This window comes from Amphibacillus jilinensis Y1 (genome assembly GCF_000306965.1).
GTDB lineage: Bacteria > Bacillota > Bacilli > Bacillales > Amphibacillaceae > Amphibacillus_C > Amphibacillus_C jilinensis.
Genome location: NZ_JH976434.1, coordinates 1,084,437 through 1,101,775 on the forward strand (window position 1 = coordinate 1,084,437; position 17,339 = coordinate 1,101,775).

The 17,339-nt window shown below is 37.0% G+C and carries 11 protein-coding genes and 1 riboswitch; of the genes, 7 read left to right on the plus strand and 4 right to left on the minus strand.

The features are described from left to right. The first annotated feature begins 97 nt into the window (after window positions 1-97). A riboswitch (TPP riboswitch) is annotated at window positions 98-205 on the plus strand. A 74-nt stretch (window positions 206-279) separates the two neighbouring features. Both B494_RS0105590 and B494_RS0105595 read left to right on the plus strand, forming a co-directional pair. Beyond that, on the plus strand, window positions 280-876 hold the full coding sequence (locus tag B494_RS0105590) for a YkoF family thiamine/hydroxymethylpyrimidine-binding protein (RefSeq protein ID WP_017471392.1): 597 nt from the start codon (window positions 280-282) through the stop codon (window positions 874-876). 475 nt (window positions 877-1,351) lie between these two features. Further along, window positions 1,352-3,124, plus strand: coding sequence for a methyl-accepting chemotaxis protein (locus B494_RS0105595; RefSeq protein ID WP_017471393.1), 1,773 nt, complete (start codon window positions 1,352-1,354; stop codon window positions 3,122-3,124). A 189-nt stretch (window positions 3,125-3,313) separates the two neighbouring features. Here the strand turns inward: B494_RS0105595 and B494_RS0105600 are convergent, their stop codons facing one another. Further along, window positions 3,314-4,381, minus strand: coding sequence for a LacI family DNA-binding transcriptional regulator (locus B494_RS0105600; protein ID WP_017471394.1), 1,068 nt, complete (start codon window positions 4,379-4,381; stop codon window positions 3,314-3,316). 199 nt (window positions 4,382-4,580) lie between these two features. Beyond that, the gene (gene bglS, locus B494_RS0105605; protein WP_017471395.1) at window positions 4,581-7,973 is read right to left on the minus strand and encodes a beta-glucanase; all 3,393 of its coding nucleotides are present in this window, start codon (window positions 7,971-7,973) and stop codon (window positions 4,581-4,583) included. A gap of 509 nt (window positions 7,974-8,482) precedes the next feature. On the opposite strand from bglS, the gene B494_RS0105610 reads away from it, so the two are divergent. From B494_RS0105610 to B494_RS0105630, 5 genes are all read left to right on the plus strand, one after another. Further along, window positions 8,483-9,319 (plus strand): AraC family transcriptional regulator, encoded by an 837-nt coding sequence (locus B494_RS0105610; protein WP_017471396.1) that lies wholly within the window; start codon window positions 8,483-8,485, stop codon window positions 9,317-9,319. 84 nt (window positions 9,320-9,403) lie between these two features. After that, window positions 9,404-10,804 (plus strand): sucrose-specific PTS transporter subunit IIBC, encoded by a 1,401-nt coding sequence (locus B494_RS0105615; RefSeq protein ID WP_017471397.1) that lies wholly within the window; start codon window positions 9,404-9,406, stop codon window positions 10,802-10,804. A gap of 200 nt (window positions 10,805-11,004) precedes the next feature. Next, window positions 11,005-13,254, plus strand: a complete 2,250-nt coding sequence (gene bglX / locus B494_RS0105620; protein ID WP_017471398.1) for a beta-glucosidase BglX — start codon at window positions 11,005-11,007, stop codon at window positions 13,252-13,254. Between the two features lie 261 nt (window positions 13,255-13,515). After that, window positions 13,516-14,559, plus strand: coding sequence for an ArsR/SmtB family transcription factor (locus B494_RS0105625; protein WP_017471399.1), 1,044 nt, complete (start codon window positions 13,516-13,518; stop codon window positions 14,557-14,559). Between the two features lie 14 nt (window positions 14,560-14,573). Further along, window positions 14,574-15,806 (plus strand): MFS transporter, encoded by a 1,233-nt coding sequence (locus B494_RS0105630; RefSeq protein WP_017471400.1) that lies wholly within the window; start codon window positions 14,574-14,576, stop codon window positions 15,804-15,806. A gap of 380 nt (window positions 15,807-16,186) precedes the next feature. Here B494_RS0105630 and B494_RS0105640 read toward each other — a convergent pair whose 3' ends face one another. Together B494_RS0105640 and B494_RS0105645 are read right to left on the minus strand one after the other, a co-directional pair. Beyond that, window positions 16,187-16,597 carry an NUDIX hydrolase gene (locus tag B494_RS0105640; protein WP_017471401.1) on the minus strand — a complete coding sequence of 137 codons (411 nt, stop codon included), beginning with the start codon at window positions 16,595-16,597 and terminating at the stop codon, window positions 16,187-16,189. A 235-nt stretch (window positions 16,598-16,832) separates the two neighbouring features. After that, window positions 16,833-17,060, minus strand: coding sequence for a hypothetical protein (locus tag B494_RS0105645; RefSeq protein WP_017471402.1), 228 nt, complete (start codon window positions 17,058-17,060; stop codon window positions 16,833-16,835). Window positions 17,061-17,339 lie beyond the last annotated feature (279 nt).

Here is a 17,339-nt window from a genome sequence, read left to right on the forward strand (position 1 = left end):
TAACCAGAGATCATCACCGTTAACAAATGATGTTATGCATAAACCTTTACAAGTCAGGGAAATTCATTTACCATAATCACCATAAAATGAATAGCGAAAATTGCACTAGGGGTGCCGTACAAGATGGCTGAGAGGAACAATTATGTTCTAACCCTTTGGACCTGATCTAGATCATACTAGCGTGGGGAAGTGCAGTCGAACAGGTCTATAACTAAAAGGATAAATTCGACTGCATGCCCATGGGCGTGCAGTTTTTTTGCATTTAAGGAGGCAACCGTTATGAACAAGTTTATTTGTGGAAGTAACCGAATCGCAGGGTGTAGCTTTTCAATCCATCCCATGCGTGATGACTTTATTGAGATTATTATGGGTGCACTGAAAAATGTCGATACCTCGAAGGTTTGGATGCAGACCGATGAGGTGACCACCTTAGTGAGAGGAAGAATTCCACATGTTTTCGATGTGACTAAGGCGATTTTTCTCCATGCCGCAAAAACAGGAGCTCACGTCGCATTTGAAGCTACCTATTCAGTCGGCTGTACTGGCGATACGGCTGGTGATGTCTATATGGCAGAAGATGACAACGTGCTGAACAAGAAAAACGTTGACGTCATCAAACAAGAAGCAGCGACTAAATTCGCTTTATATCCATTAGGCGGTGGTGATTACATGGAGCAAATCTATACGCAAATTGAAGCGATGAAACAACATGGCGTTGAGGTTAGCGGGACCCATTATGCCACTCGGCTAGACGGTGAAGTTGTTAATATCTTTAATGGATTAGAGAAGGTGTTTATTGATATGGAAGAAAGCGGATCTTCACATACAGTGATGACAGTGTCAATGTCAGCAAATAGTCCTTCAGCAAAAAATTGAAACAGGAATGAATGACCGTAGTAACCATCCCTTCATGTTTAGCTCGTATAGCGCAGGGGTAAGACTGTAAGTTATCCCTGCCTATAAACTTATAACGCGTTTTCAATGCTGTTCAAGATAGGTAACAAACAAAAAGATGCATAGTCATTTTTATCTCCACCACTTAACGCTTTGTTCACTTTTTTCCATTGTATGTATTAAATCCTTTTCCACAATGGATTTTTCCATTTGCGTTTCGAAAATAACAACAGAAAACTGATACCAAACAGACATATACTTAGCTAATAAGTAAGCACAACTATGGAAAAAATAACTTTGTTTTTTCTAAATGTAGCAAAAGTATCTATAATTTCTCTAAAACCATAAAGAAAGCGCTTTAGTTTCCGATATATATTATGTGAACATGATTGTGAAGCGACAAACTTTCACTAATTGACAGCTAATCATCAGCTGAACAAAAGATAGGGTGGGGAATATGAAAAATATCTTTAAACGAACAAAAAAACTTAGTAACAAAAGGGCTAGACAGAAGAGGAGGAGAGGAAGTTTAAATAATATCCAATTAACATGGAAGTACGCATCCGTATTTAGTTTTATTATTTTATTATTCTTCTTATCATCGATGTTTGTATTTCTGACGTTAAGAAATGTGCAAAATGACTTAAAAAATCAGGAACAAAGTGTTGATCGCTCTATTATGCTGTCACAAATGAATTATCTTTTTGAGGAGAAATATAGCATTGTCATGCAATCATTAGCGGAACCTACTGAAGAACTAGCACTTTCTTTCGCCGAAAACGAAAGCGCTTTCGATGAAATGTTGGATACGGTTGAACCTCATTTTAATACTGAGGAAATGAACAACCTATTAGATATCATAAGAACCCATAGTGAGGAACTAAACCATATGTTTCACGACCTTGAACAGCCCCTTTTAGGTCAACAAGAAAATGTTGATAATCAATTTAGGTATTTTCGAAGGGTGATAGCATCAGCAGAGAGTCTAAGAAATCGGACTAATTTCGCCTTAGACCAGTTACTTCTTAATGTGAATAACGAACGTCAACAGGCAGTAAGTGCTACCAACGATAGTTTGCAATCTTCTTCTAATACATTAGTTCTGTCCTTTATATTGTCTCTGGTCCTTGCCATAATCATGTTATTAATCATTCATTTAGGTATCAAAAAAAGACTATCAAAAATAATTGAATTTAGTAAGCAATTAACATCTGGAAATTTACATATCACTAATATCGAGGATGTTGGAAAAGATGAGTTAGGCACCATCTCCAACACATTAAATGACATGAAAAATAGGCTATTAGAGACCATGAGCCAAATTTCGACCGTTTCTGAAACCGTTGGGGAGAAAACTGAGTTTCTATCTAAGTTCACTGAAAGAATAAGAGAAGGCAGTAATAGTGTGTTTGTTAATATGCAACACTTAATGGCTGGAATGGAGGAGCAATCTAGCACGCTAACCGGTGTTTCTGATTCCGTTAAAGACTTTACTGGCTATTTAGGTGAAATCAACAAAAGCAGCCAGACAATGAATGATTCTGCTTCCTTCATTCAGGAAATAACATATAAAGGCAATGAAAAAATGAATAGCTCGAAGAAAACGATTCGTCTATTAAGTCAAACAGTGACAGAATCAAATGAAAAAATTCTTTTACTTCACGAGAGGACAGATCAGATTACTCGATTCATACAAGTCATTAAAGAAATTGCCGAACAAACCAATTTATTAGCCTTGAATGCTTCCATTGAAGCGGCTAGGGCAGGTGAATATGGAAAAGGTTTTGCCGTTGTAGCTTCAGAAATACGAAAACTATCTGACCAGGTAGAGGAATCCGTTACACAAATTGCCCATATTGTCTCTAGTATAAACGATGAAACGAAGCGTGTGACAGAGACGTTGGAAAAAGGAAAATCAGAAGCAAAGGAAAGTGTTGCATCAATAAATGATTCCGGAGAATACTTTAGTGAAATATACAGTAATATTCATGAGATGACGGAAAAGGTGAAGGCTAATTCTGAATCTATCAACGAAATGGCTACTAAAAACGCCATGATACAAACGGCGATTCATGAAACAGCAGCAACTTCTGAAAGTGCAGTATTTAATGTAGAAGAAGTCACCTTAACAATAGAAAACCAGCAAAAACAAGTAGATGACTTAACTACAAAAACACAGGAGTTAAAGTCCATTACAACTCAACTGAATGCATTTGTGAAAAAATATTAAAATATAAATAGCAAACCACTTATTTAAATAACACCCAAACGTGAGTTAACACATGTTTGGGTGTCTGTATTCAGGGATAGCCTATGTATGCCATAAGTCAGAGAAATGGAGCTTACTTGCCGGTTCTGACTTATTTATATATCTATCACAGCTTACCGTCCCTAGAACGCCATTGATTGAAGGCTCGTTTTATGATCCCTTCCATTTTTTACAGGACTCTCTTTTGATCAGCGTTGCATTTTCCTTTTCTACAATCCCACGTTGTTGCTCTTGTTCTATTGATTCAATAAGAAGTGTTGTTGCTCTTTTAGCCATTTCAGAAAACGAGATGTCAATGGTTGTTAACGGTGGATTTAGATAAGGTGAAAAAAAAGAATTATCAAATCCAATAATTGATACATCTTCAGGAATACGTAACCCTAACTCAGTTATGGCTCTATATGCACCAACTACCATCGTATCATTACTTACAAAAATAGCTGTTGGCGGGTTAGCCGTTCTAAAAAAATACTTTATCCCATCGTAACCACTATTCTCTGTAAAATCACCTTGATAAATCATCTTGTCTGTCATCTCTATCCCATGTTGCATTAGCGTTGTTTCATAACCTGCTAATCTTTCTTGCGCAGACAATTTATTTAAATTTCCCGTAATAATACCAATAGAACGATGACCAAGTTCTAGTAAATAGGACACCGCCTTTACACTGCCCTCATAGTTATCTGCATTAATATATATCGCATTATGATTAGCGTTATTCACTTCACTCGTATCAATCATAGCAATCAAATGGTTTTGTTCAATGAGACTAAAGATAAGTTCATTTTCCGCTTCTTGTGTTCCTACAAAAATAGCTCCATCAATTAGCTTTTGTTGAAAAATACTTTGAACCTTTCTTAAATCATCTTTTGTATATGAAATTGAGACAAGGACGTAATGATCCATTTTATTCGCCTGGTCGATCACTGCGTTAACAATCGGAGAAAAAAAAGGATTATCATGTATTAATGTATGCTCTGATACTTTTATATGATGACCTTCCTCATTATCTTTTACATCTAATAAAATGAGGGCAATCATTTTATTTTTCACTCCAGCTAACTTTCGCGCTGAGGCATTGGGCGCATAATTATATTCTTCAATTGCTTTCCAAACCTTATCTCTTGTTGTTTGGGGTATATCTGGATAATTATTTATAACTCTTGATATCGTACTTCTGGATAACCCTAAAAGTTTAGCTAAATCCTCACTACGCATAAAGTCTCCACCTATTAAATGATATTTATACTATTATATCAGAAAACGCAGAACGTTATATGTTTGAATTTTTATTATCTTTCCTCTCATAGAAAGCGGCTGTCTCTTGGGCATCGTAGCCTTTTCGACAACCGCTTTTATACCACAATCCACCTATTACTTAAAGGTCGGAGTGCTTTTGCTTTGTACAACTTTGCTTTTATTCGAAACGCTTTCGATAAGATACCACCGCGAAGCAAACCGCCCCAACAAGTAAAGTTAGGAATCCAATTAACAGCATGGTATGGATGTTTGTTGCTGTACTTGGAAGTTTTTCTCCATCTCTATCATCCTCTTCACGATCTTCATCTTCTAAATGGTCTTGATCTTCGCTTTCATCTGGATCTGTTATTGGACTTTGATCTTCGTCTGGATCTGTTTCTGGTATGACTATTTCTGGATCGTCTAATTCTGAAAGTGGTGTATACCTCACCCAATCGTATTCTGCAACTAACGGAATATCGTCATCATCGAATGCTCCTGTCCAGTCATCAACACCAATTCCAGGCCATAGATTCATCATGATTTTTTGTGGTGTTTGTGGAATGTTTTCTGTTGCTGTGTAAACAGCTTCACCGTTTACATACCATGTAATAGAGTCTTCTCGCCAATCAAATCCATATGTGTTAAATGATTGAGATGCATCAAAGCCTAAATCATGATAATACTCATTACCGCCGACACCATCAGTGAAATAGTTGAATTGTATTCTTGTTGTATCCTTACCTAAAAATTCGATATCAATTTCATCCCAAGGATCATTGTCCCAATCCCATTCACCTGTGTACGTAAAGAAAGATGAGACAGTTCCCTCTGACGCTACAGGCCTCATACTTACTTCGTAAAAACCATAGTGATAGAAATCATTTGTACGGAGTTCACCAGACTTATATGGTATACCCGTTTCCGAAGCGTTCTCGTCATGATCAAGCGTTAATTGCATTTTATCATCATCGAACGTTACTTGTTCAGGATACCACGTTGTATTAAACATATCCCCGTTTGTCCAAACGCCTGCCATTGACCATCTTTCTTCATCATGGAAATGAAATTCTTCAAAGAACGACTCACCCATTGGTCTCTCTGCCGGCGTATCTGGATCTTCATTGTCTGGATCGTCTGGATCTGGATCTTCATTACCCGGATCATCTAAGTCCGGATCCCCAACCTCGACCTTTCTGACAATAACATTGTCAATAAATATATCATGTTCTTCATCAGGAGTTAGCCCATCCGCATCTTTTCCTAAAGCAAAACCAAACTTAGCTATAGGGTCAGATGGTTCTGTCATTTCAAAAGAATAATTAAACGTTTGCAATTGATCGGTTAGCGATGCGGTTTCATCAAAGTATTCAGTCCATACATCATCTTCTTCACCGTTGCGTTGAATTTGAACACGTAATGGTCGGTCCACTGTTGATCTTGCATCAAAAGAAACCTCATAAGTAGCACCTTGTTCCATTTCAATCCCGTGTTGGAATAATTGAATATTCCAATCCGATTCACCACTATTAGTAATAGAAACTTTAGCTTGTCCATCCTCTTCAGAGAAAGTTGCTTCTCCTGGACTATAGGCTTCTCTTCTCCAACCTGATAAAGAATCGAAGGTACCGTTTTCTAGAAGATTCTCTGATTCTATATCTAATTGAAGTCTCTCTAAAAATACATTGTCAATGTAAACATCATTGTTATTTCCACCCATGTTAAATTGAAGCATAGCATTATTATCATGTTCAGCTTCCATAGTAAATTGTACAGTATACTTTTCTGTATCTGTTGTTAAGCCAATTGTTTCTTCATAAACAACGTCAGCATGTGAGTTTGTAAAAGCGACTTGAATATCTCTCTCAGCTTCTGAACTTGCCTCAAAAGTTAATTCGTATATTCTGCCATTCTCTAACCTAAAATCACTTTGTGTTAACTGGACAGCATTTACATTAGCGCCACCATTGGTAATTAATGCGTCGAATCTACGTTCATTTATTGCACTTCCAATATAATAAGTGGCATCCGCCGTTGCATCGGTATGGAATTCCCAGAATCCCATTCTCCCTTCCCCTTGATCAAACGTACCATTATAAATGTAATTTCCAGTTGGAAGGGGACCTCTTATCGTATCAGCAGGGTCTGGTTCAGCAATTTTCTCTAATTTAACATCTGTAAGTGAAACATTGCTATCGTCTAATCCCATATTAAATTCATATCTTGCTTTTACATCCGTTAAGTCTTCCATCTTAAACTCAAATTGATAATCTTCCCAAGAAGTAGAAAGAGTAAAGGGCTCTTTTCCGGCATAATCAGCCCAACCAGCATCGCCATCTCCCCCTATTTTTACTTTTAACGGCCTTTCATTCTCCGCTTTTGCACGAAAAGAAGCTCTATACATTGCACCTTCTACGAGATGTATTGGGGATTGAAGCACCTGAATACCGTGTTCGACCGTTCCACCTGATTCGATTTGAACATCTAACACACCGTCATTAACTTCAAGGGTAGCATCACCGCCATCAGCTTGTAGAAATGTCCAATAATCTGTATGCGGCACACCCTCTATTCCATCGATTTCAGGATCATTACTGCCAAAGTTCCCATTATATACGTAGTTCCCATCTTCTAAAGGTGCTCTTCCTTCACCTGCTTCCGCACTTTCAGGCTTTTCATGGACTGGATATTCATCTTTCTCGTAGAACCTTACATAATCAACAGCCATTTGTTGTGGAAATACAGTTGTTTCATCAGGATTTCCAGGCCATCCACCACCAACAGAAATATTTAAAATTAACATAAATGGTTGATCGAAAGGAGCAGGGTAAGTGTAGTCATCTGCATGATCAGGATGTTTAGTGAACCAATCATTTGCCGTGTGATAATGAACATCATTGACATACCACCTTATTTCTCCAGGTTCCCATTCTATACTAAACACATGATAATCTTCAGCAAAGGTCGTACCATCTTCCAATCTATATGTCCCTTCTATTGAGCGATGTGGTGCACCGAAGTGGACAGCCCCATGAACCGTATCAGGTTCATGACCTAACAACTCCATAATATCAATTTCTCCACTTACTGGCCACGTTCCATAGAATGGCTCATCATTTGGCATCATCCAAATTGCTGGCCACATGCCTTGTCCCTCTGGTAATTTGGCTCTTACATCCACTCTACCATAAGTCAATGTTTGCTTATCTTGGGTCCATAGCTTAGAAGAAGAGTAATGATATACTTGACCATCTTCCTCTGTAATATCTTCTTCTCTAGCCTCAATAATTAAAGAACCATCTTCAACCCATGCATTATCCTCTGTATATGATTGTATTTCATCATTCCATCTCCCATTTGTTGGTTCATCAAAGCTCCAATTATCCATATTTATTTCGTCACCATCAAATTCGTCTGACCACGTTAACTTCCAACCATCTGATTCTGGATCTGAGCTTCTGTCAACATTTGAACTACCTTCTGCGAAAACACTACCTATACCTAAATAACTAAAGTTGGAACTAACTAGAATTACTGCGATTAAAACAATCAATGCCTTCCTAAACTTCATACTAAATAACCTCCATTTTTTTATGAATAGTGTTGTAAATGTAACGACGTATCACCCTCCTAAAAGTAGCTGATAGCGATTGTGAAGTGAGATAATGTAAAATACTGCGATTAATTCCTTCTCTTTCATCACCACTTACTAGCACTCAAACTAACGCGCGTTAGTAAGTGATTAAAAAAAATAGATTTCACCATCATATACCTTATTAGATGCCGTATACGACCTTCTGTTGTAATCATTATATAGAAAGCGCTTTCAAAGACATTTTAAATGATCTTTGTAAATAAATCAATCTTTTATAAGAAGGGATTTTCTTAAACTGACATTCGTATGCTTTTCATTCGACTTTTATGTAGATACAATACGTAACGATGTTTACACTGCCCAACATTAATGGTAGTATACCGCTAAAAGAAGTAGGATACTTTTATTCAATTTATGAAAACCCATACAAAAAAATCCCATTTTACGGTCGATTATCAGTGATTAAAGTAGATAAGGAGTATTTTATGAAGAAAATATATGAAAATATAAGTATTGATAGAAATACACAAATGAATCTTTTTAAGTTTAAAGCTACAGACATTGACCGAATCATACCGATGCATTTTCATAATGAAATAGAATTAATATATTGTGTTAAGGGTCAATTAAAAATTTGGCACGAAGGTAAGAACAGTATTATGTCGAAAGGTGACCTCCTTTTTATCAATAGTGGAATGCCTCATTTGAGTCAAAGTACGTCAAAAAATGAAGTGATTGTCATTCATTTACCCGAAACATTATTTATACAAGAAAAATTATATATAAAGCTTGATACTGTCAATGAGGATATACCAGAGCGTATAAAAAAACAGATCACAAATATAATGACTTCACTGTATGAACTTCACTGTTCTTATGGGGAATTCTCTTTTTTAAAAGAGCAGAGTCTTGTTTTAGATTTAGAATATATCTTAGTCACCCAGCTTGCTTGCCAATTGAAAAACGAAAAAGAATTTTATTCAAATCAACAAAAAAAGATTAAAGAAATCATCCATATCGTTAAAGAACATTATCGGGATAATATTAGCTTAAAAGAAGTAGCGTCACTATGTGGGTATTCACCAGCTTATTTATCTAGAATGTTTCATCAGCATGTCGGACAATCTTTTGTTGAGTTCAAACAAATATTAAGTTTGGAAAAAGCCATCGAATTGATGGAAACCACCGATAAGACTTTTGAACAAATTTCTATGGAAACAGGGTTTTCAAATGAGAAGTCTTTTAGAAAGGTGTTCAAACAAGTGATTGGTAAAACACCACGCGAATATAAAAGCAGTAAAAAAACGACCGAAATTAAGTAAAATAAAACCTCTTATTGTAACCGCAAACATGATACGCTTACACTACGTTAATCATTTATACAAATACAGAAAGGATGTAGGATTATGAGTATTGATAAAGCATACACTTCCATCGTTCAACAATTGATAGAAGCAGTCGGAGGAAAAGATAACATTATTTCAATGGCTCATTGTGCGACACGATTAAGGTTGATTGTCAAAAATAGAGATATTATTGATGATGACAAAGTAGACAATATTGATAAAGTAAAAGGCTTCTTTTTTACATCGGGACAATATCAGATTATTTTTGGAACAGGTACTGTAAATAGAGTTTATGAAGAAATGGTGAATCAGGGGGTATCAGCCACGTCAAAGTCTGACTTAAAAGAGCTTGCTTCAGAGGAAGAAGACAACGCGTTCAAAAGAATTATTCGTATATTTGGCGATGTGTTTGTTCCGATTATTCCAGCATTAGTAGCTACCGGATTATTTATGGGTTTAAGGGGCTTAATTACGCAACCAGAAATACTCTCTTGGTTCGGTTTAACGCCAGCTGACATTTCACCAAATTTTATAATGCTAACACAAATTTTGACCGATACTGCTTTTGCATTCCTACCAGCTTTGGTTTGCTGGTCAGCATTTAAAGTATTTGGCGGATCACCACTTCTAGGAATTTTGCTAGGATTAATGCTCGTTAGCCCGTTGTTACCGACTTCATGGGATGTTGCACAAGGTAACGATGAGCCGTTATTATTCTTTGGTTTTATAAAAGTCTCTGGTTATCAAGGATCTGTTTTACCAGCATTTATTGTTGGGGCAGTTGGAGCCACATTAGAAAAAAGAATAAGAAAGATAGTACCAGAAGCACTAGACCTTATTTTAACGCCTTTACTTTCCCTTCTGATCATGATGTTACTCGCTTTCTTTATTATTGGACCGGTTTTTCATGAGGTAGAAGGATGGATGCTAGCACTGGTAAATGTATTAATAGGCCTTCCTTTCGGTATTGGTGGACTTATATATGGAGCAATCAATCAGGTTATTGTCATTTCGGGGCTTCATCATGCGCTAAACTTAATTGAAATTGACATGTTAGCGGATACAGGATGGAATTTGGTTAACCCAATAAGTTCGGCTTCTATTTGCGCTCAAGCAGGCGCTGCATTAGCAGTAGGTATGAAAGCCAAACGCACAAAAATTAAAGCAATCGCATATCCATCTGCAATGTCCGCATTACTTGGTATTACTGAACCTGCAATTTTTGGTGTTAATATTCGTTATGGTAAACCCTTTATTATGGGTTTAATAGGCGGGGGCGCAGGTGGATTCCTAGCAACTCTGTTCAATGTTAAAGCGACTGGTATGTCAATTACGGCAATTCCAGGGGCTCTATTGTACTTAAATAACCAATTATTACTGTATGTACTCGTTTCCTTTGTCGGATTTGCTGTCGCCTTTGCATTAACTTATGCTTTTGGCTATAAAGATCAAAGTGAGTAACACATATATTTAATTTCACCTAGAATGTATGACTTCATAATCGCACAGTTGATAAGCAGCTTACAAACAGGGCGAAAAGGCATAATCAATATGCCTAATTGCCCTTTGCTTATCTTGAGCGATGTTACTCATATCCATCGCAAACACAGAGGGATATCCTTCATTTTAATCAACCAGATAAATAGATTGGAGCTTTTCACATGAATAATGAAATGTTAAGAAAGAAAGTGGATCAGTTAACCATTCAAGAAAAAATTGGACAGTTAATTCAGTTAACAGGTAACTTTTTCGACACACACAATGACAGTGTGGTTACCGGACCCCAAAAAAAGATTGGTTTAAGTCGATCTTATCAAATTAATAATACAGGATCGATCCTGAACACAGTTGATAAGCAACAAATTAGAGAGATGCAAAGGACTCACCTGCTTAAATCAACTCATAAAATCCCGTTGCTCTTTATGGCTGACATTATTTACGGCTTTAAAACCATCTTTCCCATTCCCCTAGCACAGACATGCAGTTGGAATTTCCCTTTAATTGAAGAGTCAGCAACTGTACTTGCCAAAGAATGCTATGAGGCAGGTATTCATGTCACCTTTGCACCTATGGTTGATTTAGTGCGTGACCCGAGGTGGGGACGCGTGATGGAGGCACCTGGTGAAGATACCTTACTTGGAGAATGTTATGCAGAGAGTATGGTAAATGGGATTCAAGGTAACGGTGATGCTCAGCATATTCCAAAAGGAAAACTTGCCGCCTGCATTAAACACTTCGCTGCATACGGCGCTGCGGTTGCGGGTAGAGAATATAATTCTGTCGATATGTCTGAAAGCATGCTAAGAAATTTTTTCCTACCAAGTTATGCTAAAGGCATTGAAGCTGGCGCTAAATTAGTCATGACTGCTTTCAACACACTTAACGGCATCCCTTGCACGGGGAACAAATGGCTTAATAGAGATATGTTAAGAGATACACTTCATTTTGATGGTGTCCTTATTTCTGATTATGCTGCTATTGATGAACTAATAACTCACGGCTATGCCGAAAACCAAACTTCCGCTGCAAAGCAAGCGTTGTTAGCTGGTGTTGATATCGATATGAAAACCGCCGTATATGCCAACAAATTAGAAAAATTAGTTAAACAAAATCAAGACTTACACGCCTTATTAGATGAGGCGGTCTTAAGAGTGTTAATGCTAAAAAATGATTTAGGTTTATTTGATGACCCTTACCGAGGGATTCAAACAGAAGAAGACATCACAAACACCATACTATCGAAGGAGCATAAAGAAACAGCACTTAAATTAGCAGAAGAGTCGATTGTTTTATTAAAAAATAACAATCATACTTTACCATTAAGTAGAAACCAAAAAGTTGCATTAATAGGCCCGTATGCAGAGGAAAAAGCCACTTTAGGATTTTGGGCAATTACGGGAGACGAAGCAGACACGATTACATTAAAAGACGGCTTACACGCCTTATTAGATACTAGCTGTTTATCAGTCGCAAGAGGCGCTTACCTTTTAGATAAACATACAGAAAACCTATATGACAAATATAATGACAAACTACCTGTTGAGAGCGAAGATGAAGAAACGTTACTTGAAGAAGCAATTGCTATCGCTAAAACTTCTGACATTATTGTGTTAGCAGTAGGGGAAAACACTTACCAAAGTGGAGAAGGCGGCTCACGTACAAATCCTGTGTTACCTGCTACTCAGCTACGACTCATCAATGCGTTAAGTACGTTGGCTAAACCGATTGTACTCGTAGTTTATGGTGGCAGACCTCTGATCCTCACTGAAGTTGAGGAAAAGGTATCCGCGATTCTTTATGCATGGTTCCCAGGGACAATGAACGGGCTTGCAGTCGCTAACCTTCTGACAGGGAAGGCAAATCCATCTGCAAAGCTATCAATGACATTCCCCCGATCTGTCGGCCAAATTCCAATCTATTATAATGAACTTCGTACAGGGAGACCACAATTGGATGAAGAGAATACGCACCGATTTGCTTCGAGATATATCGATCAATCCAATCTTCCACTATATCCATTTGGATTTGGTAAAAGCTATACACACTTTCAATACAGTGATTTTCGTTTAAATCAAGAAGAGATGACAAAAAACGAGCAAATAAAAGTAACCCTTACAGTGAAAAACACCGGCTCTTATTCCGGAAAAGAAATTGTCCAACTATATATTTGTGATAAAGTGGCTAGCATCACAAGACCCGTAAAATTATTAAAAGCATTTAAGAAAATAGACCTTAAAGTAGGCGAATCACAAAGGATCGAATTTGAAATAGATAATAATATGTTGAAATTTTATCACCCTGATGGAAGTTTTGATAGTGAACATGGCGATTTTGATATCTTTATCGGTAAAGATTCTGCGGAGCATTTATTTAAAAGAAGGATTCGACTCGTTTCTAAACATAATACTTAAGTAGGCGTAACGCAAAATAGTGGTTAAAGCCTCCCACTACAAGTAGTTATCCCTATTAAGTGAACCTTCATTATCGTTAAAAAAGGAAAGCAGCAAGTATCTGTGATAGGGCAGGTACTTGCTGTGAAACGATTCCAGTAAGCCAATAGCTTTATAGGCTTACTTTTTTTGATCGGTAATTCTTTAATTTTAGAAAATATCGTTTTACATTTATAGAACTTGGTGATATTATAAAACAAATTAAAGTTATGAGGTGGTCAAGTGGATATTCTTCAATTAACCAGTAAGAAAAGAGAAACCTACAATGTGAAGCTCAACTATTCAACGCTATGGGAGTGTGCTTTAGGTATTGCCGCCATCACCAATACCAAACTAATTACCACACTCGATCAACCGAGCTCGTATTGGCAACAATTAAAGCAATCTATGACAACAGCACTACAAGATGAGTTAAAGTTCGTTGAAGAAAATAACACATGGAAAGCCTTGCTCCAACTGCTTCATCGCAAGACATTTACGAGCTTAGCTGAATTTGTTACATACATTGAAGATCTCGAGGCATACAACATACGCTATCAATGTCTACCTTTTATAGGTCATCAATACGAAACATATCGAGAAGGTAGTGCAAAGCAGGATAAGCATTTAACCGAACAGTTCGTCCGGCTAACAGAGAGCAATCCCTTCTTTCCACAATACATCACATTTATAAGTCAGGTTGACATATCGCTATTAAAGAAACACCTTGTCACTGTTATGTGCATGTGGTACGAAGAAATTATAGCAAAAAGCCTTGAAGAAACAGAGGCCATTTTAAAAAATGATTATCAAGCAAAAGAAATGATGAAGAAAAAGTTAACGCCAGAAGAATTGGTCCAGTGGGCTACTGGTGGTATTACCTATCTACCCGAACCTAGTGTTCATACTGTATTGTTAATCCCACAATATATCTATCGTCCGTGGACTATTGAAGCTGATATTGAGGGAATAAAGGTTTTCTATTATCCCGTTTCCAATGAAAGCATCTCGCCCGATGATAAATACACGCCGAATCATTTCTTAGTATTGAAACATAAAGCGTTAGGGGATGAAATTCGTCTCAAGATTACTAAAATGCTATCAGAGAAAAGCCGGACATTACAGGATATCACTGAACGGCTTGATGTTGGAAAATCTACTATTCATCACCATCTAAAAATACTAAGAGCAGCTAAACTAGTAGAGATAATTGATTCAAAATATGTACTAAAAAAGGATGCACTTGAACTTTTGTTTAAAGAATTAGCATTCTATCTGGACAAATAAAGGAGAAACGAAAGATGGCATCCATATTAGAAAATAAGTCCTTCACCTCCATCTGGATTGGGAGCGGAATTTCCGAATTAGGAGGGGCATTTGGGACCTTCTGCAATTCTGTTTTAATCTTTCAATTAACAGGTTCGACAATGGCATTGGGGGGTATGTGGTTATTATACTTCATACCCTCGTTATTTCTTCAGTTATTTATCGGTCCTTTTATTGATCGCTGGAGCCGCAAATGGGTGATGATCTTTTCCCAGTGGTTAAGAAGCATTATTTTTCTCATTCCACTCTTCTCTTTATTTACAGCGACACTTTCACCCTGGCATATCTACACGGTGCAAATCGTGGTAGGGTTAATTACACCGCTTTATGTTCCAGCTAATCAAGCCATCACCCCTACCGTTGTTTCTAAGGAGCATTTAGAGACAGCGAATGCCTACGTAGACGGGACAGTAAAATTAATGTCATTTACGGCACCCCTGCTTGCCGGAATCGTCGTTGAATCTATTGGTGTCACAAACACGCTCCTCTTAGTTAGTTCCCTACTTATGCTAAGTGGTTTTACATTACTATTTATTCATGAGCCTAGAGCCATTCAGCAGATTAGAAAACCATGGTTAAAAGAATTTGGATCTGGGATAATGTATTTCTTTACAAAGCCCATTATTGTTTGGCTAGGTATTTTTTTAAGTTTCGTGCAGTTTGGTGTCGGAGTAACAATGGTGACAACACTTCCTTACATAACAGAAGAACTGGGAGGAAGCTATGCGCAGTATGGCTATTTTATGGCTGGCTTCCCAATCGGATATATTATAGGAGCTTTGCTCGTTGGAAGAATCGTTTATAAAAGCCGAAGACGCTTAATGCTCGGATCGTTATTTATCGGCGGACTGACTTTTATCGCCCTATTCTTTAACACAAGTATTGGATTAGGGATCACAACTGAGGTTTTAGGCGGCATGGTTATGGCCTTTTTCAGTGTTCATAATACAACTCTCTGCCAAAAAATCATTCCTCAGCATCTCATGGGGAAAATTTTCTCAGTAAGGCTATTGATTATTAGGGGAAGTATGCCTTTAGGCGTCCTAGCTGGTGGCGCTTTAAGTAATGCCTGGGGTATTCGGCCACTATATTTATTGATCGGATCAATGATTTGTACAGTTTCGCTATTAGGTATTGTTTTGCCTTACTTTAAGTTTCTTGATACATCTAATATTAAAGAAGCTAGTCTAAAGAATGTTACCCTTTAGAAATTATACTGTGCGCAAATACTTTTAAAACCATCTAAAACTCCTGGGCACCACTAGTTGCTGTTACCCGGGATTTTTGATTAAGTAAGACATGTCGCCCACTTATAAATGCTGTTTACTCATTTAATTCTCAAAGCTAAACGACATCGCTATAAAATCAAAGGGTAAGGATTATCAATTAATAACCCTTATTTCTATAAATAAAATAACGAAGGACTGTGATGCCAAATATATTTTGTAATATGGCATGGTGAGTTTATAATTTGGAGGTATCTGTGTGGCATTTAAAAATGGCGTCTCTTGTTGACTTGCTTCATACAATCTGCAACACCCATTTAGTTACTGTGAAAAAAGGATTAATGGATAATGACAAATTAGAGTTACTCATGAAAGGTGATTAAAAAAGGGTGTTCATCTTGATTCAAACATGTTAACAGTTCTTGCTTAAACTCATCATAGCTAATCAATTGTAAAGCTTCTTCAACATCAAAAAAGGCAACTTCTAGACTTTCTGAACTTGTTTGAGGCTTGCCACTAATCGGTACGGCTAACCACCACATGTTACAAATCCCTTTCGCTACTTCTTGTGAAACACCGCAAAATTTTATCAGTTTTATATCTATTCCAGTTTCTTCTTTTACCTCCCTTAAAACCGCTTCTTTAAACGTTTCATCTCGTTCCACATGGCCACCGGGGAGCTCCCATCCACGCTTCGGATCTAACTTTAACAGTATTTTATTTTGTTGATTAACAACAACAGCTCCCGACGTGATTGTGTATGCACATGTCATTTTCATCCCTACTTTTCTATCAGAGGTAAACGCTCTTTTTTTTCATGACTTTCAAGAAAAACTATAAACATCATCAAAGTAATGCCGTAGATCTGGATTTAAATGATGGGTGACAAAAATCACCGTCAAATCTTCATGGGATAGAATATTTTGTTCAACTAAAAAGGACGTTTTTGGATCCTAGCTACTGGTACCCTCGTCAATAATAAGCATGTCCTTCATCCCTATCGATCCCTTAGGCTGTAAACAATAAAATCCCTAATATAGCTACAATTATAAAGTTAATGATAATCTGTTTCTTTGAGTCTTCCTTAAACGTAATAATTGAAGTGACTAAAGCAATAGTAAGGTAAATTGCTAGCGCAATTCTTACATCTAAATTAAATATATAAACAGCAAGAAAGACCCCTAAAAATACAATTGACCAGCTCATTTTATCATTTATTTCTCTAATTCTTTTCATGTTCTCTCCTTTTTCTACCTTATATCTTAGTTTACAAAAGTCCGTCACTTCATTTTTTTACCAACTCTAACTTAATACATTATACTATCAACAAACCACATTTGGGAGTACCTTTTTAAATCATGGGAAGTTAGTTTTTTTCTCCTATAGCCACATTTTTATTATGAATTGGTGACATAATCTGCTTTTTACATACGGTAATACAGCTCTCGATAGATGTCTATTATGAGATTTCCATTCGTAAATTCAGTAAGCTTTGTTTATAATTCCATAATAATA